Here is a 20,045-nt window from a genome sequence, read left to right as displayed (position 1 = left end):
GCTCAGACCCCGAACGTCACTCCCACCTGGAAGAGCACGAAGTCGACATCGGAGGCGATGGGCGAAAACGAACTGCCGCCGAAGCCGTCCTCGACGATGCTCCCGGGCACGAGATACTCCGTTCGGCCGTGCCTCCGGTACTGGGCTTCCAGCCTCAGCATTACGAGCTTGGCGGATCGCTTGATCGGAATGGCGAGCCCGCCGCCGAACCCGTACGCGGGACGGACATCGTCGAAGTTCACCGTCGTCCCGTAATCGTAGGACTCGTGAGGCTGCCAGCCATGTTCGACGCTGCTCACCGTGAAGAAATAGCCGAGCCCCGCGAAGCCGTTCACGAAGGGCTGGACGGGGCCGTACGGAAGCCGGATCTCGGGGCCGAGTCCCAGATAGCCCACGTTGTTGCGCGTGACGATGTCGGTCAGGATCCGGTCCGTCGCCGCGAAAACGGGGACGCCGAGCGTCTCCGCCCCGTAGTTCACGTAGCCGGCATCGAGCCGGATCCGGAAGGCGGGGGAATCCGCGAAACCGAGCAGAGCGGTGAACGCCGCCCCGAAACCCTCTCCGACGAACGAACCGAACTGCCCCTGCGGCGCCATCACGGAGAAGGTGCCGCCCAGATCCCACTGCGTGCCGCTGCCGCGTGAAGCCGGATCCCCGCCCGGTTGGCCGCGGAAGGGTCCACCGGGTACCTGCCCCATCATGTTCGCGGGCCCCAACGCCCCCAGAGTCACCAGTAAGGAAAAGCCGATCCCCAGCCCGCGCCTGCTCCGGCGCCGTATCCGCGTACGCATCATCTGTCCCGCTCCCTCCCGGGTCTCCCTGCGGTCCGGCCGGTCGCCCGGCCCCCGCCTGTTGTTGTCCGCCGCCCCGTAGACGGCTGCACGCCGGAATCCGTCACAGCGTAATCTCGCCGGAAAGATAGAGCGCCGCACGGCCGGCGATCGTCACGCGGTCGCCGAGGTGGCGACAGATGAGGGTACCCCCGCGGGCGCTGATCTGCCGTGCCTCGAGAGGCGCGTCGCCCCGTCCCAGCCGCTCTGCCCAGTAGGGCACGAGCGTGCAGTGCGCCGAACCCGTGACCGGATCTTCCGGCACGCCGACGCTGGGCGCAAAGAAGCGGGACACGAAGTCGGCACTCACGCCCGGGGCACTGGCGATGATCCCGAGCCGATCCAGTCCGCGCAGCCGGGCGAAATCCGGCTTCAGCTTCCGCACGTCGTCCTCGGCGTCCAGGATGACGAGATAGTCCCGGTCCGAAGCCCGGACTTCCACCGGCGCCGCTCCCAACCCCTCCACCAGAGCGCGGGGGGCATCCCGGGGTGCCGCCGGGCGAGCCGGGAAATCCATCACCAGGTGGTCACCTTCCCCCCGCCGCACGATGAGTTCGCCGCTCCTCGTCTCGAAGCTCACGCTCTCGCGGTCCGGCTCAAGCAGGTTGAGGATGACCCAGGCGGAGGCCAGCGTCGCGTGTCCGCACAGGTCGACCTCGGACACCGGCGTGAACCATCGCAGTTCGAACCCTGTTTCGTCGGACGCAACGTCGTCGGACGCAACGTCGCGCACGAAGAAGGCCGTCTCCGAGAGGTTGTTCTCCGCCGCGATCTTCTGCAGGACGTCGTCCTCGAGCCAGGCCTCGAGCGGACACACGGCGGCCGGGTTGCCCGCAAATGGCCGGTCCGAGAACGCGTCGAGCTGATAAATCGGAATCTTCATGCGTTTCAACCTAGCACTGCGCGGGCGGTTGCGACGATCCGCAGGCTTCCCGGCCCGGATCCGTCTGTTCGGCGCCGGGGTTCACCGCCCGGGGCCCGGCCGGTAGATTCGCCGTGTCCGGGTGGAAGGTCCGCGCGCCGCCAGGGCGCGAGAACACCACGAGCAAGGAAGGCGTGAGATGCCGGTTGAAATCACCGGATACTGGCTGGCCAAGACCGAGCCCCATGTGTATTCGATCGACGACTTCGCGCAGGATGGCGAGACCGAATGGGACGGCGTGCGCAACTACCAGGTCCGGAACTTCATGCGCGACCGGATGAATCCGGGGGAGAAGATCCTCATCTATCACTCCAACACCAAAGTGCTCGGCGTGTACGGCGTGGCGGAGGTCGCGGGTCCGGCGCACCCCGATTCCACCCAGTTCGATCCCGATAGCAACTACTTCGATGCGAAGTCTAGCAGGGAGGATCCCCGCTGGTGGTGCCCCGATTTCCGCTACCTGGAGACGTTCACCACGCCGGTGACCCGGCAGATGATGAAAGAAACGGCCGGCCTCGAGACTATCAATGTCATGAAACGCGGCATGCGGCTGTCGGTCATGCCGGTGACGAAGAAGGAGTTCGAGATCATCCTCCGCCTCGGACGCGGAGAATAGGGGAAACAGGGGCAAGTCATGTTGTGGTTTCTGATCGTACTCGCGGTGATCGCATTCGTCTTCATCGGGATGTACAACGGCCTGGTGCGGCTGCGCGTGCGCGTGAACAGCGCCTGGGCCGACATCGACGTGCAGCTCAAGCGCCGCTGGGACCTCATCCCCAACCTCATGAAGACGGTGAAGGGATCCGCGGGACACGAACGTGAAACGCTCGAGGCCGTGATCGAGGCGAGGAACCGGGCCATGGGCGCACAGGGACCGGCCGCGGCAGGGGCGGCGGAGGGAACCCTCGCGGGCGCACTCGGGAGGCTCTTCGCCCTCTCGGAGGCCTATCCCCAACTGCGGGCCGTCGAAGCATTCACGGACCTTCAGGACTCCCTCGACGAGATCGAGGAGGCCGTTCAGAACGCGAGGCGCTACTACAACGCGGTCGTCCGGGACTACAACACCAAAACCCAGGTCTTCCCGACGAATCTGCTCGCCGGGCTGTTCGGGCACACGCGTCGGGAGTTCTTCTCGATCGACGACGAGGGGCAGCGCGAGGGACCGACGGTGGCGTTCCCGTGATGCGGCTCCGTCCGGAACGAGCGATGGGAGCCGGCGCCCGGGCCGCCGTCCTGGCGGGCGTCCTGGTCGGTATCGTCTGTCCTCCCCTCTCCCCCGCGGCCGCACAGGAGCGCTCCTGGCGCATCGAAGACTTCCACGCCGACATCCGGGTGTCGGAGAGCGGGTCCATCGAGGTGACCGAGACGATCCGGCCCCGCTTCGAAGGAAGCTACAACGGCATCTACCGAACGATTCCCGTCGAGTACCGGACCAACGGATTCCGCTACAAGCTCTACGTTTCGGTGGAGGGCGTGACGGACGCGGAGGGGAACCCCCTGCGCTACGAAACGGAGCGTGACGGGGACTACCTCAACACGAAGATCTGGGTGCCCGGCGCGGTCGACGCCGTGCGCACGGTCCAACTCTCCTACGGCGTGACGAACGCCCTCCGTTTCTTCGAGGCGGATGAAGGAGAAGACGGCATCGTCGAGGCGTACGACGAGCTGTACTGGAATGTGACGGGGACCGAATGGCCGGTCCCCATCGAGGCGGCGAGCGCGGCGGTGAGGCTCCCGCAGGGGATCGAAGGCGTGCGCGCCCACGCCTTCACCGGGGGTTACGGCGCAACGGGCGGGGACGCGGTGGTCGATGTCGCCGGCACGCGGGTCGACGTGCGGACAGACCAGCCGCTCGGCTTCCGGGAGGGTCTGACGATCGGGGTCGGGTGGGATGCCGGGATCGTGCAACGGCCTACGGCCATCGATCTCGCCGCCATGTACCTGTTCGCGAACTGGCCGCTCTTCCTGCCCTTCTTCGCCCTCGCCTTCATGTACCGCCGCTGGAACGAGCGGGGGCGCGACCCCGAAATCGGGTCGATCGAGCCGCGCTACGAGCCGCCCGCCGATCTGACGCCCGCCGAGGTCGGCGTCATCGTCGACAACCGGGCCGACCTGCGCGACATCACGGCGACGCTGATCGATCTCGCCGTCCGGGGACACCTGACCATCGAGGAACGCGAGGACAGGCAACTCCTGGGGCTCGTTACTGGGAAGGACTACGTGTTCGAGCGGAGCGCGGTCTCGGATACCGATCTGGCCCCGCACGAGAGCGCGCTCCTGCGGGCGGTCTTCGGCGGGCGGCGGACCCGACGGCTTTCGGAGCTCAAGGACCGCTTCTACAGGGATCTCCCGGAACTGAAGTCGAGGTTGCTGGCGACGCTCATCGAGCACGGTGTGTACACGGAGTCGCCGACCATGGTCGCCGGGAAATACCTGGGGCTGGGGTTCCTCGTCGGAATCGCGATCTTCTTCGGCGGGCTGCTCGCCCAGGCGGTGCTCCCGCTGGCGACGATGGCCGTCCTGTGGGCGGCCATCGCCTCCGCGCTGGTCATCATGGTGTTCGGACTCTTCATGCCGGCCCGCACGAAAAGAGGCACCGAACTGCTGCGGCAGGTGAAGGGGTTCGAGGAGTTCCTCACGCGCGTCGAATCCGATCGATACAAGCGGAAGATCACGGGCCCGGAGATGTTCGAGAAGTGTCTTCCGTACGCCATTGCGCTCGGCGTCGCGGCGCAGTGGGCCAGGGCCTTCCAGGACCTGTATCGGGAGCCCCCGGACTGGTACCATGGGCATGCCCTATCGACGTTCAACTCTCACATCCTGGTCTCGAACCTGAACAGCATGTCCGCGGAGACGCACAGCGTGATGCAATCCGCGCCCCGCAGCGCCCAGGGCTCGAGCTTCTCGGGCGGCGGGATCTCGGGGGGCGGCGGATTCTCGGGCGGCGGATTCGGCGGAGGTGGAGGAGGCGCGTTCTGACATGACGTCCAATATGAAGATTTCGATCGGTGACCGCGTGGAGCCGTTCACCCTGCCCTACGAGGCCGGGGGAGCGATCGATCTGGGGGACTATCTCGGCCGCGACCGGATCGTGCTCCTCTTCTTCCCTCTCGCCTTCACCTCGGTGTGCACGGCGGAGATGTGCCGGGTCCGGGATGAGTGGAGCGCCTATGCGTCGCTCGACGCCGCGGTGTTCGCGATCTCCGTCGACAGCCCGTTCGTCACCTCCCGTTTTCGGGCCGAGGAGAGAATCCCCTTCCCCATCCTCTCCGACTTCAACCGCACGGTTTCGGGTGACTGGGGCGTGTTGTACGAGGAATTTCACGGGCTCCGGGGCGTCTCCAAGCGGTCGGCGTTCGTGATCGGAACGGACGGCAAGGTGGCGTACGCATGGGTGTCTGAGGATGCGGGCGTGGAGCCGGACTACGAGGAACTCCTGCAAGCGGTTGCCGGCGCGCCCTGAGCGCGCTTCACACCCCTCCCGCAGCGTTGCGCCGCTTCACCGATGCGGCGATTCTCTTCATCCGTCTCCCCCACGCCTGCGGAGACGACAGCAGCCACGGAGACCAGCCAATGTCGATACCGCTCGCGCAGCAGCAGTGCATCCCCTGTCGAGGCGGGGTTCCGCCCCTCGAGGGGGAGGCCCTCGAAGCGCTGGGGCACGAACTGGGGGCCGAGTGGCGGGTCGTGGACGGCCACCACCTCGAGAAGGAATATCGCTTCCCGGACTTCGTGACGGCGCTCGGATTCGTGAATCGCGTCGGCGAGCTTGCGGAGGAGCAGAACCATCACCCCGACCTGTTCCTCGCCTGGGGACGGGCCGTCGTCCGGATCTGGACGCACAAGATCGACGGCCTGACTGAGAGTGATTTCGTGTTCGCGGCGAAGACGGAAACGCTGTACCGACCCGGCGCGTGAAGCACACGACATCCCCGACGGCCATTGAAGAGCCCGGCGACCACGGACGGCGGATCGGCGCGTACAGGGGCTCCGATCCCGGGCCGCTCGTCATATGTATCGCTACTCTGCACGGGAACGAGCCGGCAGGTATCGAGGCGCTGGCACGGGTACTGGACGTTCTCTCCGAGAACCGGGTTCGGATGCGCGGGGATCTGGTGGGTCTCTGCGGCAACCTGCAAGCGCGCAGTGCGGGCACGCGGTTCATCGATGAGGATCTCAACCGCGTGTGGCAGCACGACCGGGTGGACGCCGTGCTGGAGTCGCTGCGTGCCGGAGGGGCGGTGCGGGACGGCGACGGAGCGCCCATGGTGGGGAGCGCCGAGTTGGCGGAACAACGGGAGCTGCTGGCGGCTTTCCAGTCGGAACACCGGCGCGCGCGCGGGCCCATCCATGTACTCGACCTGCATACCACGTCGTCGGAAAGCGCGCCCTTCACGACGCTGGGGGACACGCTTCAGAACCGGGCACTCGCGCTCCGGCTTCCCGTCCCCGTGGTCCTCGGACTGGAAGAGCAGATCGACGGAGCCATGCTGCACTACTTCGACCGGCTGGGCTGGGCGAACATCGGCATCGAGGCGGGCCAACACGCGGCCGCGTCGTCCATCGAGGTGCACGAAGAGGCCGTGTGGATCCTGCTTGAGGCCCTCGGGCTGATCGAAGCAGGCAGCGCCCCGGGAGGCGGGGACCGGAGGGCTCGTCTCGCCCGCCGGGCGGAGGGTCTGCCGCGCGTGCTCGATGTGCGCTATCGCCACGTCGTGTCGGAAGAGGACGAATTCCGGATGCACCCGGGGTTCAGGAATTTCGAATTGGTCGAGGCGGGGCAGGAACTCGCCACGGATCGGCGCGGGCCGGTGCGCACGGCGTTTGCGGGCCGCGTGTTCCTCCCGCTCTACCAGCGACAGGGAGACGACGGGTTCTTCATCGTCCGGCAGCGGGCGCGCCTCTGGCTGACGGTGTCCCGGGTTCTGCGGACGATCGGCGCGGATCGCATGGCCGGCTGGCTCCCGGGGGTCCGGCCGCACTCCGACCGGGGAGACGCCGTCACCCTGGCGCGGTGGGCGCGCAACCGGTACGTGATCGGATACCTCCACCTCCTCGGTTTCATAGCCCGGAGCGATAGCGGCGGCCGGGTGATGGTGCGACGCCAGGAGGGGCCCGGCCCCCGACCGGAGCCTCCGCCCAGAGCAAGCTAGGGCTCGGACCCGTGGCTCGTTCCCGGCCTCCAGTCGGCACCCGCCGGGCGATGGTCGCGCTCGCAGGCGCTGCTGCGGGGATCGGCGCCTGCAGAACGGAGGTCACGCCTCCGCAGCCGCGCGAGAACCGGGCCCCGGTGGCTGTGGACGCCCTCCCCGACCTCGACGTGCGGCTCGGGCAGCCGGAGGTCATCGACGTGGCCCCCTGGTTCCGGGATCCGGACGGCGATGCGCTGACGTTCGCCGCGATCTCCCTCGACGCCGGCGTGGCCCGGGTGGCCGCCGGCGGGGGTCAGGTGACGGTGGAAGGTGTCGCGCCGGGGTCCGCGACGGTGGAAGTGGCGGCCCGCGATGGCGGCGGTCTCTCGGTCACCCAGCGCTTCGAGGCGACGGTCGGGTTCGGGATCGCACTCACCCTGGGTGTGGCGCAGGCGCGGGAGGGCGGCAGCGCCAGAGTCGACGTCGTGCTCGACGAGCCGGCACGGTCCCCGCTGACGGTGCGCTACGCGCTGGGCGCGGACGAGAACCGGCTTACGGATGACGCGGACTCGGCGGACGTGCTGACGGCGGGCGAGGGCGTGGTCGAAGTCCCCGCGGGAGCGAGCGGAGCGGTCATCCAGATCGGCATCGCCGACGACGATGAGATCGAGCCGCCGCGGGAGGTCCTTACCGTGACGCTGGTACGGCCGGGGACCGGAAGCGGCTTCGTGCTCGCCCCTCCCTCGAGCGCCGTGGTCGTCATTCGGGAGGGAGTGTGCGACCGGACGGCAGCCGTGCGCGACGCGATCGTGCGCGGGCTCCGGGCCGACGACTGCAGCGCTCCCGACGGCCAGGCGCTGGCGGGACTGCGCTCGCTGAGGGTCGAGGCGCGGGAAGCGGGCGTCGATGTGGGGAATGGAGCTGTCCTCGGCGTACTGCGCCCGCGCGACCTGAGCGCTCTCTCCGGCCTGGAATGGCTCTCTCTCCAGGACTACAGGCTCGGGACCCTTCCTCCCCGTGCCTTCTCCGATCTCTCCAGTCTGGAGGTGCTCAATCTTTCGGGGAACCTGATCACCGACCTGCCGCCGGACGTGTTCGCCGGCCTCCGCAGGCTCGAATGGCTCTCTCTGGTCGACAATCGGCTGCAGGCGCTCCCGGCGGGCGTATTCGGCGACCTCGCCGGCCTGCGGGAGCTGTATCTGCAGGACAATGAATTGAGCACCCTCCCTCCGGGCGCGCTGTCGGGCCTTCGGAGCCTGGAACGACTCACGCTGGGGGGGAACGAGATCGCCTTCGCCTTCCCGGTGCGGCTCGCCCGAACGGACAGCGAGGATTCGATGGCCCCGGGTCCGGCCGCGGTCGAGGCCCGCATCGTGGAGGGGGCGCCGTTCGATGTCCGCCTCCCTCTCTCCGCGCATGGAGGGACGCTTTCGGCCGACTCGATCCTGATACGGGCGGGGACTACCGCGAGTGCGAGCGTAACACTCACCCCCGACGCCGGTTCCGATTCCCCGATCTCGGTGGCCGTCGGCAGCGAGGAGGCGTTCGCCGAAGCGTGCGCGGATCGTTGCGACGGTTTCGATCTCGTCGCCGGGGATCCGCTCGTCGTGTCCAACCCCGGAGCGGTCACGCTGTCGGTGCCCGTCGCGTACCTCACGCAGGCGGCCCAGGACCGGGAGGGGGGCGTACCGCTGGTCGCCGGACGGCGCGCCCTCCTTCGCGTCTTCGCCACCGCCGACGAGGTGAACGGGTTCCGGCCGGGGGCCACCGCGACCTTCTTCCGCGGCGGAGCCGAGGCGTACCGGACAGAGCTGGAGCCCCCCGCCGGAGGGATCTCGCTCGCGGTCGACGAGAGCCGGCTCGAGAGATCTTTCAACGCGGCCATCCCGGGCCATGTGCTGCAGCCGGGCGTGAGCATGGTCGTGGAACTCGATCCGGAGGACGTGCTCCCTCTGACCTCCTCGAGCCGGTCCCGGTTCCCGGCCGAGGGCCGGTACGATCTGGACGTGCGGCAGATGCCCCCGCTGCGCGTGACGCTCGTTCCCGTGCAGTATCACTCGGAGGAAAACCGGGCCGTGAATCCGGGCGTGGCGGCGTTCGCGGGCGAGCTTGCCGCGGCAGCTTCGGGGGGTGGCTCAGCCGTCGCGCGCAGCGTACTGCGGTACGCCCACACGGTGTTGCCCGTCGGCGAAATGCAGGTGACGCTCCGCGAACCCTACCATACATGGGCGGACACTTCGGAGGCGGGGATCGTCGGCCTGATTCGCGAGATCGAGCTACTCCGCGTGATGGAAGCGGAAGGCCCCCGGGAGTACTACAGCGGGATCTTCGGAGTCCCGGAGCCGTTGTCGCGGCACTCCGACGCGTACTGGATCGATGGTCTCGGGATGCTGGGCGGGCAAAGCTCTCTCACGGGCTCCCACGGTCCGGATCGCTTGCTGCAGCGGACGGGCCGCCTTCGACTCGTGTTCTCTCACGAGTTGGGCCACAACCTGGGTCGCCCCCATACACCCTGTGACGAGCCCGTCACCGACCCCGGAAGGGTCGATGCCGACTATCCGTGGACCGATGGCCAGGTCGGAGTGTGGGGACACGACTTCGGCGATGCTGACGAGGACGGTGGCGGGGGCGGGCAGAGCCTGGGGCATCTGTTCAACCCGGAGCAATACCGCGATCTGATGTCCTACTGCTATCCCCAATGGATCAGCGACTACAGCTTCACGAAGATGCTGGAGTACCGTCTCGAGGGCACCGGCAGTGTCGGGATCTCGGCGTCCGCACAGGCGGCGGATCGCCGAACCATGCGGGGCGACATGCTCCTTCTGTGGGGCGGGGTCGACGATGGCGAACTGCGGCTGGAACCCGCCTTCGTATACCCGACGGCCGCACGCCGTCCATCGCGGCCGGGCCCGTACCGCCTGTCAGGCCGCGACGCGGCGGGGCGAATCCTGTTCTCGCTCAACTTCTCGCCGACGCCGATCGCTCACGTGATCGACGACCAAAACAGGGCGTTCGCGTTCGCGATCCCCTTCGAGCCCGCCTGGGCGGAGATGCTGGACGTCCTCACGCTCAGCGGCCCCGAGGGCACGACATCGGTGGACCGGGCCGCGGGCAGCCGCGCAGCGCTATTCGTGGACCCCGTAACCGGGCACGTCCGCAGCATCGATCGACACTGGCCCGGCACAGCACCGTCGGCGCAGGCGACGGACGGGACCAGGGTCCGAGCCGTACGCGGGCTTCCGCGCCATCCGGGCTGAAGCAACGGCACGAGGTCCATACTCCGGCGGAGTTGGTCGTTCCCCTCCGGCGGCGAGACCAACGCTCCACCAAAGCCGGGGGTGTCATCGTATCCTTAGGCTCCGGGCCGTGTGCTCATCCAGTCGCACTGCTCGTCGGAGACCAGGAACATCAGAATCCAGGTCCGAAGTTTCTGCGAATCCTCGATGCGCCGGTCCAGGACAAACAGCGTATCGCCCCGGAAGGTCTCCATCGGCCGAATCTCGAAGTCGTGCGGCACGAGGGTGTCCACACACGCTTGTGAGAGGTCCGGCGAGAGGATCCCGACCCACGTCTTCGCGGTGAGCACCGGCATCGGTTCCATCTTCAGGGCCGTCTGATCGTGGTGTGTGAACAGGAAACCGCCGCCCGGCCGCGGAAAAAGCTGGCGCAGTTGCGAACTGCCCTCCAGTTGCTCGCGGTACGGGATGTGCTCGATGTCGATGCGTTCCCGGAGGTCGGCCGGGACCCCCTTTCTCCTCGCCACCGGGATGGCCGCCGTGTCCACCACCTCGCCCCTCAGGTTCAGGACGAACATCTCGTCCAGTCCGGACCAGCCCTGCACGAACCGTCCGTCGGCGTACGCAAGAGAACCGATCCGAAAAAGGCTCGCATAGGACCAGTTGTCGGTGCTGAGCGACGCGACGTATTCCTGGGGGAGTGTGCCCATGCTCGTGAATTCGTCCGTGGCCGGCCGCCAACGAGTCAGCGATGTTTCGCGCTGGAGCTCGAAATCGGTCATCCAGACGTCTTCGCCAATCACCACCGGGGGAGTGATTCCGCCCAGCGCGGGAAAGTCCACAACCCGAATGGTCTCTCCGGTGTTTCGGTCGAAGACGTTCGCTCGCCGCGAGCCTGTGGTCTGGGCGGCTACGGTCGAATCGTCGATGAGCATCGGAGTTCTGGGCCCGCCGCGAAACTCTCCCGGCCCCTCTCCCGGCCGTCCGTACACGAGCATCAGACTGCCATCTCTACGGAACCTGAGGACCCGTGCCAAAAAGATGTCCGATATGTAGAAGGACCCGTCAAGGGGGTCGACGACCAGAGCGTATGGGTTGCCGATGTACAGCGTGTCGCCTTCCGGCAGTGGAATGCTGTCGACGGGAGTGAGAGTCGGCCCCGCCGCGTCTGCGGTCACGCGTTCGCCGGACTCGGAGCCGCAGCCCGGGATCAGGAACATCCCGCCCGCGAACAACGCGACGCCGACACGACGGGACCAGCCCACCTCCGCCCCCCTAACCCGGCTACCCGAAGGTGGCCAGGACCTGCCTCAACGCCTCGATGTCGCGCGGCTCGTTGTAGACGTTCGGCGAGACGCGCAGGGCATCGCCCCGCAAGGAGGCGTAGACGCGCGCCTCGGTGAGGCGGGCATTCACTTCGGCGAGGTCACAACCCGCGGGCAGACGGACGCCGAGGATGTTCCCGGTGCGCCATTCGTCGTCCTCGATCGCCCATCCCCGGAGACGCAGTTCCTCGGCGAAGCCGGAAAGCAGGTCCCGGCAATAGTCGAGGATGCGGGCGGGGTCCCATTCGAGAATCAGGTCGAGCGCCTCGATGAGCATGGGAACGAGGATGAAGTTGGACGTCTGTCCCACGTCATAGCGCGCGGCCCCCGCCCGATAGTCGTCGGTATAGTCGATGAGACCCTGAAAGTCCTTGGAACCGCGGCGTGAGATCCACGTTTCCTCGAGCGGCGTGCCGTCGTCGAAGCGGGGACCGTAGTAGCCGAACGCGGTCGAATAGGGCCCCAGGAGCCACTTGTACCCGACGGTGATCAGCGCATCGGGCCGGACGCGCTCGACGTCGAATGGGACGGCGCCGATCGACTGTGAACCATCTATGACAAGCGCGGCGCCGACCTCGCGCGCCCGCTGCCCCGCCGCCTCGAGGTCGATCCGGGTGCCGTCCGTCCAGTGGCAGTGCGGGAGGGAGACGACGGCGGTCTCCGGTCCGATCGCCTCGAGCAGGCGCTCGTTCCAGAGCGCGGCGGACGGGGGCGGGCCGGGCCGGTCGACGGTCCGGACCTCGCACCCGTTGACGCTGGCCTGGCGCCGCCAGGCGTAGACGTTGCTCGGGAACTGCTCACCGAGGACGACGATGTTCTGCCCGGGCTCGAGCGGGAGATTCCGGGCCGCGACTTCAATGCCATAGGACGCCGATGGTGCGAGCGCGATCCGCTCCGGCGGAGCGTTGACGAGACGTCCGAAGCGCTCCCGCGCGCGATCGCAGCCGGTGAAGAACTCCTCGCTGGCGAAGGGGGTCGGCGAGCACTTGCGGCGGATCCCCTCCACCCCGGCCTCCGCGACCGAGCGCGGCAGGGGCCCGAGGTAGGCGCAATTGAGAAAGTGCGCGTCCTCATCGAGGTCGAAGTGACTCTTCCGGCAGGCGAGCATGGGCTCGACGACGGTGCTCAACGGTTCCTCCCGGGCAGTGTTGGCGAACGCATGGCGAGCCAAGATACCGGAATGCTGCCCCTCCGTGTCAAAGATCGCCGCGCAGGAGGTCTCTCAGGCGGGCGCGATCCACCTTGCCCGTCACCGTCCGGGGGAGGCGGTCCAGCATCTCCCAGCGGCGCGGCAGCCGCGGACCTGACAGCCGTTCGCGACACCACGGATCGAGACGGGCGGGGAGATCGGGATCGTCCCCGGCGACCACGGCGACCACAACCTGCCCCCAGCGTTCATCCGTTAGGCCGATGACGGCGGCTTCGCCGACCTCGGGGTGGGTGGCGAGCACGGCCTCGACCTGCGCCGGGTCGACGTTCGCTCCTCCGCTCACGATCCGGTCGCGCAGGCGCCCGGTCACCTCGAGGCGGCCCTGCTCATCGAGGCGCCCGAGGTCGCCGGTCGCGAACCAGGCGGCTGCGGGCCGGGCGGCTTCTCCGACATATCCCCGGAACAGCGTGTCGCCGCGCACCTCGATGTGGCCCGGGGCGGGCGCTTCGGCCGGCCCGGCGGGCGCGTGGCCGGGCGGGCGGATCCGCACTTCGACGCCGGTCAGCGGGACGCCGGTCGACCGGTCGCCGGCGCGCACCTCGGACGGCGTGGACGTGGTGACCTGCGACCCCGCCTCGGTCAATCCGTACGTCAGCGCGATCGGCCAACCGGCCTCCAGGGCTCGGTCCGTCAGGTCCGGCGGGGTCGCCGCGCCGCCCAGCAGGACGACACGCAGAGAGCCCGGCGGCCGGGCGTCGGCAGCGAGCAGCCCGTGCAGCATGGCCGGCACGAGCGAGAGGTGCGTCATGGCGAGTTCGCCGAGCGCCCGGGCGACCGAGGCGGCGTCGAACCGCGGGCCCGCCAGCGCCACCGTGGCGCCGGCAGCCGCGGCCCTCAGCGGCACGGCAAGCCCCCCGACGTGCGCCCAGGCCAGCGTCGCGAGCCACCGGTCGTCCGCCCCGTAGTCGAGGCGCTCGTTCGAGGCGATCGCGTTCGCGCGCAGCGACCGCCATTCGTGAGCCGCGAAACGGGGCCGGCCGTCGGTTCCGGAAGTGGCGATGATGGCGCCGGCCCCGACGCCGGCCCACCTCCGCCCGCTGCCCGGGGCCGAGGCGCAGCGAAGATGAAGCCCGATGTCTCCCATCCCGGGCACGGCGACGCTTCGTGATGTCCACCCGTCGGCGGGCCACGTAGTGTCCTCTCCCGTAAGGGCTGCGACCGGCTGGACTGCGGCGATGAAGGCGTCCCGCTCGTGCGACGTCCACTCCGCGTGCGCGGGCGCCAGCACTTGGGCGCGTTCGGGGTCAGCCTCCATGGCCACGGCGGTAATGGCGGCCGCGCTGCCGGGATCCAGCCGGAACTGGTGAGCGACGACAGCCCCCTCCCCCACCCCCTCCGCCTCCAGAGCCGCGGCCACCGTGTCGCCCGCGGCGCGGACCTCCGCGGCAGACCATGCCCGGTCGCGCGACAGGAGCGCGAAGGACGACGCCGACGCGCGGGTCGCGGAGCCGCTCACAGCAGACAGCCGACCGCAAAGAGGAGGCCGTACGCGCCCGCTGCCCGGGCGGTGCCCGCGAGCGCCGGGTTCAGCGCCCTCGGGTCTTCATGACGCCAGACGGTATGGAGCGCAGGCGCGGCGAGGAGCACGGCCGCGCAGGCGAGGAGCGCGCCGGCCGGCCACAGCCCCGCGACCGCGCCCGCCGGCGGGATCGCCGCCGCGACAACGAGCAGCAGCGAGTACTCCACGCACGTCCCGGTGCGCCCGAGCCGGACCGCGAGCGTCCGCTTTCCGGCCGCGGCGTCCGTCGCCCGGTCGCGGAGGTTGTTCACGACCAGAATCGCCGTCACGAGCGCGCCGGCGCCGACCCCGGCGAGGATCGCCTCGGACGGCCAGCGCCCCATCTGCACGTAGCAGGTGCCGGCCACCGCGATGGGGCCGAAGAAGGTGAAGGTGAAGAGATCCCCGAGCCCGTGGTACCCGAAGGGCCACGGTCCTCCCGTGTAACAGATGCCCGCCAGGATCCCCGCGACGCCGATCCACACGATCGGCCACCCTCCGACCGCGACGAGGTACGCGCCCACCCCGACCGCGAGCGCGAAGCTGACGCCCGCCCCGAACCGCACAGCCCGCGGAGACAGCAGCCCCGACTGGGTCACGCGCGGCGTACCGAGCCGGTCCGCCGTGTCGGCGCCGCGCACGAAGTCGGAATAGTCGTTCGAGAAGTTCGTGCCGACCTGGATCAGGAGCGCCCCGGCTAGCGCGGCAAGGAAGGGTCCCGGAGAGAACCCGGCGCTCTTCCAGGCGAGCCCTCCGCCCGCGAGCACGGGTCCCATCGCCGCGGGCAGCGTCCGGAGCCGCGCCCCGGCGATCCAGGCGTGCAGCGTTTCGGGCGTTGGCGGGCGGGGCCTCGCCGGGCCGGAGGTCAGGGGCGCCAGGGGTACTGTCTGAAGTTCGGCGGGCGCTTCTCGAGAAACGCGTTCTTCCCTTCCTGGCCCTCCTCGGTCATGTAGAAGAGCATCGTCGCATGGCCCGCGAGTTCCTGCAGGCCGGCCTGGCCGTCGCAGTCCGCGTTCATGGCGGCCTTGAGGCACCGGATCGCGAGCGGACTCTTCCCGAGGATCTCCCGCGCCCAGTCGACGCCCTCCGCCTCCATCCGCGCCAGCGGGACGACCTTGTTCACGAGTCCCATGCGTTCGGCCTCGTCCGCCCCGTACTGCCGGCACAGATACCAGATCTCCCGCGCCTTCTTCTGACCCACCGAGCGGGCGAGGTAGGACGAACCGAACCCGCCGTCGAAGCTCCCGACCTTCGGCCCCGTCTGGCCGAACACGGCGTTGTCCGCCGCGATCGTGAGGTCGCACACGACGTGCAGCACATGCCCGCCGCCGATCGCGTATCCGGCCACGAGCGCGATGACCGGCTTCGGCATCGAGCGGATGAGGCGCTGGAGCTCGAGGACGTTGAGGCGCGCGACCCCGTCCTTCCCCACGTACCCGGCCGTCCCCCGCACCCGCTGATCGCCGCCGGAGCAGAACGCCCACTTCCCGTCTCTGGAGGGACCGTTGCCCGTGAGGAGGACGACGCCGATCTCTTCGTCGTCCCTCGCGTCCAGGAACGCCTCGTACATCTCGAACAGCGTATCCGGGCGGAACGCGTTGCGGACCTCGGGACGGTTGAAGGCGATGCGGGCGATCCCGTCGCTCTTGTGATAGGTGATGTCGTGGTATTCGCCGACCGGCTTCCAGTCGACGCCACTTTCCGGGGGCGAAAAGGTCTCTGCCATGGCGGGTTCTCCCTCAGATCTCCTGGCGCGCCGCCTCCTTCGCGCTTTCGATCACGGCGGTGCGCTGCTTCCAGTTGTGTTCACGCTCCACGCGCGCCTCCGTGAGGCGCAGACCCCGGCCCTCCGATCCCGCGTCCGGCGGCTGCAGTGCTTCCCGCAGTTCGGCGACCGACGCGACGAGACGGTGCGGGATTCCGGCGGCGGCGGCAACCGCGCCCGGATCGACGGACTGGGGCATGACCACGTAGGGCGTGAAGGGCGGATCGTGCTCGCGGATCGGCAACATGTGGAAGATGCCGCCGCCTCGGTTCTGGATCACGACGAGGTGAAGCGAGATCGCGGCCGGGCGATCGGCCAGCAACGCCCCCACATCGTGGAGCAGCGTCAGGTCGCCGATGAGCGCGGCCGCGGGGCGGCCGGACGCGGCCGCGGCGCCGAGCGCGGCGCTCACGTTGCCGTCGATGCCGCTCGCACCCCGCAGCCCGAGGGGGCGCAGCGGGCGGTCGGCGGAGTGCGCGAACGCGTCCACATCGCGGATCGGCATCGAGTTGCCGATGAACCAGGGCGTCTCTTCCGGAAGCCCCTCGGCCAGCGCAGCGGCGATCGCGCCCTCGAACCACACCTCCGCGAGCGCTGGCTCGACCGCGGATCGGGCCGCGCGATCGACGGCCCGCCAGCGCTCGACCCAGGCGTCCTCCACCTCGCCGGCGCTCGTGCCGGCAGCACCCTCGAGGGTCGCGGCGGGATCGCCGGTCAGCGGGATCGCGTCCGTGGCGAGGTGATCCTGCCAGCGGTGCGCCGCGTCGAGAACGACCTGCGGGACGTCGCGATGCCGCTCCAAATAGCGGCACACGGCAGCGGAGGTCGGCGCCCGTCCGACGCGCACGACGAGATCCGGTCGGAGGGCCGCGGCGACGTCGCCGGAGCGAAGGGCAAGATCCGCGCTCCCCATCGCCCAGCGCCGGGCACCGGGCGCGAAGCGGGAGCCGGAGAGCGGGTCGGCCACCAACGGGGCCCCGACGCGTGCCGCCAACGTCAGGGCGGCGCGACCGATCTCGGGCTGATGGTTGGGGCCGCAGACGATGAGCGGTCTCCGCGAGCCTCGCAGCAGGTCCGCAAGCTTCGGGCCCGCGTCCGGATCCGGCGCGTCGGGTGCGCGGGCGGGCGCCTCGAGGTCGGGAAGGCGCGGCGCCAGGCCGGCGGGGACATCGCCCGGCACGTGAACCGGCTCCAGCGGCTTGGCGAGCTGCACGTTCACGTGGACCGGTCCCGCGGGAGGCCCCAGCGCCGCGCGCCACGCCGCCTCCACGGCGGCACCCAGGCGGCCGAGCCCGGCGGCCGTCGGCTCCGGGAGGGCGAGGTCGATGCATGTCCGGGGATAGCGGCCGAAGAGATCCTCCTGGTCGATCGTCTGGTTCGCGTCCGTGCCCCGCAGCGACGCCGGCCGGTCCGCGGTGAGCGCGAGGAGGGGAATCTCGCTCTGGCTCGCTTCCACGACCGCCGGAAAGAGATTGGCCGCGGCGGTGCCCGAGGTCGTGACGACCACGGCCGGGCATCCGCTCGCCGCGCCCACGCCGAGGGCGAAGAATGCGGCGCTCCGCTCATCCACATGCGGGTGAAGGGTGAAGCGGTCGTCCGCTGCGAGCGCTGCCACGAGGGGAGCCGAACGGGAGCCCGAACCGATGCAAGCGTGCGTCACGCCCCGGCGGGCGAGCCCGTCAACGAGGGCCCGCGCCCACAATGTGTTGCGGTTGGGCGCGCCCGGAGGCGGCTGGTTCACTGCATCCGCGCGACACCGAGCGCCGCGAGCATCGTCTGCAGCTTGACCCGGGTTTCATCCCATTCCGCCGGTGCCCAGGAGTCGCTCACGAGCCCGGCACCGGCGTAGAGCCGGAGGAGCGGCCCCCGGGCCACCCCGCACCGCAGCGCTGGCGCAAACTCACCGTCCCCCTCTTCGTCGAACCAGCCGACGGGACCCGCATACCAGCCGCGGCTCTCCGGCTCGTGCGCCCGGATCAGGTCGAGCGCGGCGTGGCGTGGATCGCCGCACACGGCGGCGGAGGGGTGAAGCGTCTCCACAAGAGAGAGAATGTGTGTCCCGGGCCGGGTCACCGCCTCGAGGTCCGTGCGCAGGTGCTGGATGCGCGGGAGGCGCAGGAGGGCGGGCTCGGGAACCGCGTCGACCTCGACGCCGGCCTGACGCAGCCGTTCGACGATGTCCTCGACGACGACGAGGTGTTCCTCCCGGTTCTTGCGGCTGTCGATCAACTGGCGGCCGAGCCAGGCGTCCGCTGCCGGGTCCGCTCCGCGGGGCGTCGACCCCCCGACCGCCATCGTGCGGAACCGCCGGCCGCGCAGGGAGCCGATCAACTCCGGGGCGGCGCCGACGAGGAAGCGGTCGCGCGCGAACTGCATGAGGTAGAGGTGTGCGAGCGGATTCGCCGTCCGTAAAGCGGTGAGAACGGCACCGGAGTCCGGCAGCTCCCCGAGCGTGATGTCGCTGTGACGGGCGAGCACGGCCTTTCGGACCCGGCCGGACCGGATCTCGTCGAGGACCTTGTCGACGGCGCGTTGCCATTGTCGACGGTCCACGAGTTCCTCGAAGGCCGTCGCGGTCGGGACGGGCCCCGGCGCCGCCCCCCGGCGCTCGAGCCTGGCGAGTTGTTCGCGGGTACGCGTCGCGCGGCGGCGGAGCCGGTCAATGGCCTTGTCGCGGGAAATGTCGGACGCGAAGCGGCGTGTCACCGTCAGCCACGCCCCTCGGCCGTCCGCCTCGACCTCATAGGCCGGCAGCACGAAGCGGGCGCTCGGGAACGCCTCCCAGAAACCCGGCTCGCGGTCGGCGCCGCGGGCGGGGTCGAAGGCGAAGCCACCATGCAGGCGTGGCCGTCGCACTTCGCCATCCAGATCGAGAACCCACGGTTCCGAGAACAGTCTCGCCGCGCGCTCCCGCGTCCAGGATGCGAGGTCGCCGGGCGCGGACCCCGGGGCACCCTCCCGGCTGTCGATCTCCGCTACGGAGCCCGCGTGCGCGATCCAGTGCGGGCCGCTCTGCCAGAAGCCGCGCATGCCGACGGTTGGTGCGGCAAGGACCGCCTCGGGCTCGATGCTCGGCAGGCGCAGCGTGAGGCTGGCGAAATAGGCAGCTTCAGGCTCGGCGGCTGCCGCCTCGACCGTTCGCGTCCCGGGGGATGGCTGCACCGCCCTCATGCCGTCGCCTCAATGACGTCACGCTCCCCCTGCGCCTCGACATCGAGCGCCGTCCGGTGCGCGGTGGCGTGCAGTTCCGCCGTCTGTTCCGGCGTGGCCGCGTACCCGCCCGACAGGAGGAGCGTGAGCGGGACCCCATCTCCGCGCATGGTGCCGATGACCCGCCGATCTCTTCGCTCCAGCCCGGCCGGGGTGAGCGCGAGACGTCCGAAGCGGTCGCCATGGACCACGTCCACGCCCGCCAGGTAGAAGACGAGGTCCGGACGCGACCGCGACACGGCCTCGGGCAGGAAACGCCGCAGCGCTTCCTCGTATCCGTCGTCTCCCGTACCGTCGGGGAGCGCCACATCGAGATCCGATGGCGTGGGCCGGAACGGGTAGTTCCCCGCCCCGTGCATGGAGAAAGTGAAGGTGTCGGGATCGTCGGCGAACACGGCGGCGGTGCCGTTGCCCTGATGGACATCGAGATCCACGACGAGCGCGCGGCGGATCCACCCGCCGCGGCGCAGCACCCTGACGGCGACGCCTACATCGTTCAAGACGCAGAACCCCTCTCCGTGATCCGGAAACGCATGGTGCGTCCCTCCGGCCAGATTGGCAGCCACTCCATCCTCGAGCGCCATCCACCCCGCGTTGACCGTGCCCCGGACGGCAAGACGCGACCGACGGACGAGTGCCGGCGACCACGGGAGCCCCAGGCGCCGCTCCGCCGCGGGCCCGAGGGTGCCGTGCCGGAGCCTGTAGAGGTACTCCGGCGTGTGCACGAGCGCCAAGTCCTCCCACGCGGCCTCCTCCGGCTCGACAACGTCGTTGGGGCCGATGATCCTATCGCGCTCCAGAATCCGCCTCAGCGCGAGGAACTTTCCCATCGGGAAGCGATGGCCTTCGGGCAGCGGCACCGTATACCCGGCGCTGTAGGCGACGCGAAGTCCCGACATGGCTATCGTCCCCGGTCG

The 20,045-nt window shown here is 69.7% G+C and carries 17 protein-coding genes; 7 read left to right on the top strand and 10 right to left on the bottom strand.

The window, feature by feature from the left end; genetic code table 11:
* Nucleotides 1-2: 2 nt before the first annotated feature.
* Together ACOOGH_RS03815 and ACOOGH_RS03810 are read right to left on the bottom strand one after the other, a co-directional pair.
* Nucleotides 3-794: a hypothetical protein gene (locus ACOOGH_RS03815; RefSeq protein ID WP_420447652.1), complete on the bottom strand. Its 792-nt coding sequence runs from the start codon at nucleotides 792-794 to the stop codon at nucleotides 3-5.
* A gap of 100 nt (nucleotides 795-894) precedes the next feature.
* Entirely contained in the window at nucleotides 895-1,713 is an 819-nt protein-coding gene (locus ACOOGH_RS03810) for a PhzF family phenazine biosynthesis protein (RefSeq protein ID WP_420447651.1), read from the bottom strand.
* A 178-nt stretch (nucleotides 1,714-1,891) separates the two neighbouring features.
* Between ACOOGH_RS03810 and ACOOGH_RS03805 the strand changes: the two genes are divergently transcribed.
* From ACOOGH_RS03805 to ACOOGH_RS03775, 7 genes are all read left to right on the top strand, one after another.
* Nucleotides 1,892-2,368, top strand: a complete 477-nt coding sequence (locus tag ACOOGH_RS03805; RefSeq protein WP_420447650.1) for an EVE domain-containing protein — start codon at nucleotides 1,892-1,894, stop codon at nucleotides 2,366-2,368.
* Nucleotides 2,369-2,386: 18 nt separating this feature from the next.
* Nucleotides 2,387-2,935 carry a LemA family protein gene (locus ACOOGH_RS03800; protein WP_420447649.1) on the top strand — a complete coding sequence of 183 codons (549 nt, stop codon included), beginning with the start codon at nucleotides 2,387-2,389 and terminating at the stop codon, nucleotides 2,933-2,935.
* 23 nt (nucleotides 2,936-2,958) lie between these two features.
* On the top strand, nucleotides 2,959-4,731 hold the full coding sequence (locus ACOOGH_RS03795; protein ID WP_420447648.1) for a DUF2207 domain-containing protein: 1,773 nt from the start codon (nucleotides 2,959-2,961) through the stop codon (nucleotides 4,729-4,731).
* Between the two features lies 1 nt (nucleotide 4,732).
* On the top strand, nucleotides 4,733-5,215 hold the full coding sequence (locus ACOOGH_RS03790) for a redoxin domain-containing protein (RefSeq protein ID WP_420447647.1): 483 nt from the start codon (nucleotides 4,733-4,735) through the stop codon (nucleotides 5,213-5,215).
* A 110-nt stretch (nucleotides 5,216-5,325) separates the two neighbouring features.
* A complete protein-coding gene (locus tag ACOOGH_RS03785; RefSeq protein ID WP_420447646.1) occupies nucleotides 5,326-5,670 on the top strand; it encodes a 4a-hydroxytetrahydrobiopterin dehydratase in 345 nt (114 codons plus the stop codon).
* On the top strand, nucleotides 5,667-6,905 hold the full coding sequence (locus ACOOGH_RS03780) for a succinylglutamate desuccinylase/aspartoacylase family protein (RefSeq protein WP_420447645.1): 1,239 nt from the start codon (nucleotides 5,667-5,669) through the stop codon (nucleotides 6,903-6,905). Before ACOOGH_RS03785 ends, ACOOGH_RS03780 begins: the two co-directional genes overlap by 4 nt.
* Before the next feature lie 137 nt (nucleotides 6,906-7,042).
* Entirely contained in the window at nucleotides 7,043-10,141 is a 3,099-nt protein-coding gene (locus ACOOGH_RS03775; RefSeq protein WP_420447644.1) for a hypothetical protein, read from the top strand.
* A gap of 95 nt (nucleotides 10,142-10,236) precedes the next feature.
* On the opposite strand, the gene ACOOGH_RS03770 is transcribed toward ACOOGH_RS03775, so the two are convergent.
* The 8 genes from ACOOGH_RS03770 to ACOOGH_RS03735 form a co-directional block, all read right to left on the bottom strand.
* Entirely contained in the window at nucleotides 10,237-11,385 is a 1,149-nt protein-coding gene (locus tag ACOOGH_RS03770; RefSeq protein WP_420447643.1) for a hypothetical protein, read from the bottom strand.
* A 19-nt stretch (nucleotides 11,386-11,404) separates the two neighbouring features.
* Nucleotides 11,405-12,574: an aminotransferase class V-fold PLP-dependent enzyme gene (locus ACOOGH_RS03765; RefSeq protein WP_420447642.1), complete on the bottom strand. Its 1,170-nt coding sequence runs from the start codon at nucleotides 12,572-12,574 to the stop codon at nucleotides 11,405-11,407.
* 67 nt (nucleotides 12,575-12,641) lie between these two features.
* Entirely contained in the window at nucleotides 12,642-14,111 is a 1,470-nt protein-coding gene (locus tag ACOOGH_RS03760; RefSeq protein WP_420447641.1) for a class I adenylate-forming enzyme family protein, read from the bottom strand.
* On the bottom strand, nucleotides 14,108-14,977 hold the full coding sequence (locus ACOOGH_RS03755; protein ID WP_420450056.1) for a 1,4-dihydroxy-2-naphthoate polyprenyltransferase: 870 nt from the start codon (nucleotides 14,975-14,977) through the stop codon (nucleotides 14,108-14,110). The genes ACOOGH_RS03760 and ACOOGH_RS03755 overlap by 4 nt, the downstream gene beginning before the upstream one ends.
* Nucleotides 14,978-15,018: 41 nt before the next feature.
* Nucleotides 15,019-15,879, bottom strand: coding sequence for a 1,4-dihydroxy-2-naphthoyl-CoA synthase (gene menB, locus ACOOGH_RS03750; protein WP_420447640.1), 861 nt, complete (start codon nucleotides 15,877-15,879; stop codon nucleotides 15,019-15,021).
* A gap of 13 nt (nucleotides 15,880-15,892) precedes the next feature.
* A complete protein-coding gene (gene menD / locus ACOOGH_RS03745; RefSeq protein WP_420447639.1) occupies nucleotides 15,893-17,659 on the bottom strand; it encodes a 2-succinyl-5-enolpyruvyl-6-hydroxy-3-cyclohexene-1-carboxylic-acid synthase in 1,767 nt (588 codons plus the stop codon).
* Complete coding sequence (locus ACOOGH_RS03740) at nucleotides 17,656-19,089, bottom strand: isochorismate synthase (RefSeq protein WP_420447638.1); 1,434 nt, start codon at nucleotides 19,087-19,089, stop codon at nucleotides 17,656-17,658. Before ACOOGH_RS03740 ends, menD begins: the two co-directional genes overlap by 4 nt.
* On the bottom strand, nucleotides 19,086-20,027 hold the full coding sequence (locus ACOOGH_RS03735) for a histone deacetylase (RefSeq protein ID WP_420447637.1): 942 nt from the start codon (nucleotides 20,025-20,027) through the stop codon (nucleotides 19,086-19,088). The genes ACOOGH_RS03740 and ACOOGH_RS03735 overlap by 4 nt, the downstream gene beginning before the upstream one ends.
* Between the last annotated feature and the right edge of the window lie 18 nt (nucleotides 20,028-20,045).

Origin of the sequence: Candidatus Palauibacter sp. (assembly GCF_965213655.1) — a bacterium.
Taxonomy (GTDB): domain Bacteria; phylum Gemmatimonadota; class Gemmatimonadetes; order Palauibacterales; family Palauibacteraceae; genus Palauibacter.
The sequence above is the reverse complement of the archived record's forward strand: the minus strand, read 5'-3'. Positions and strand labels throughout refer to the sequence as shown.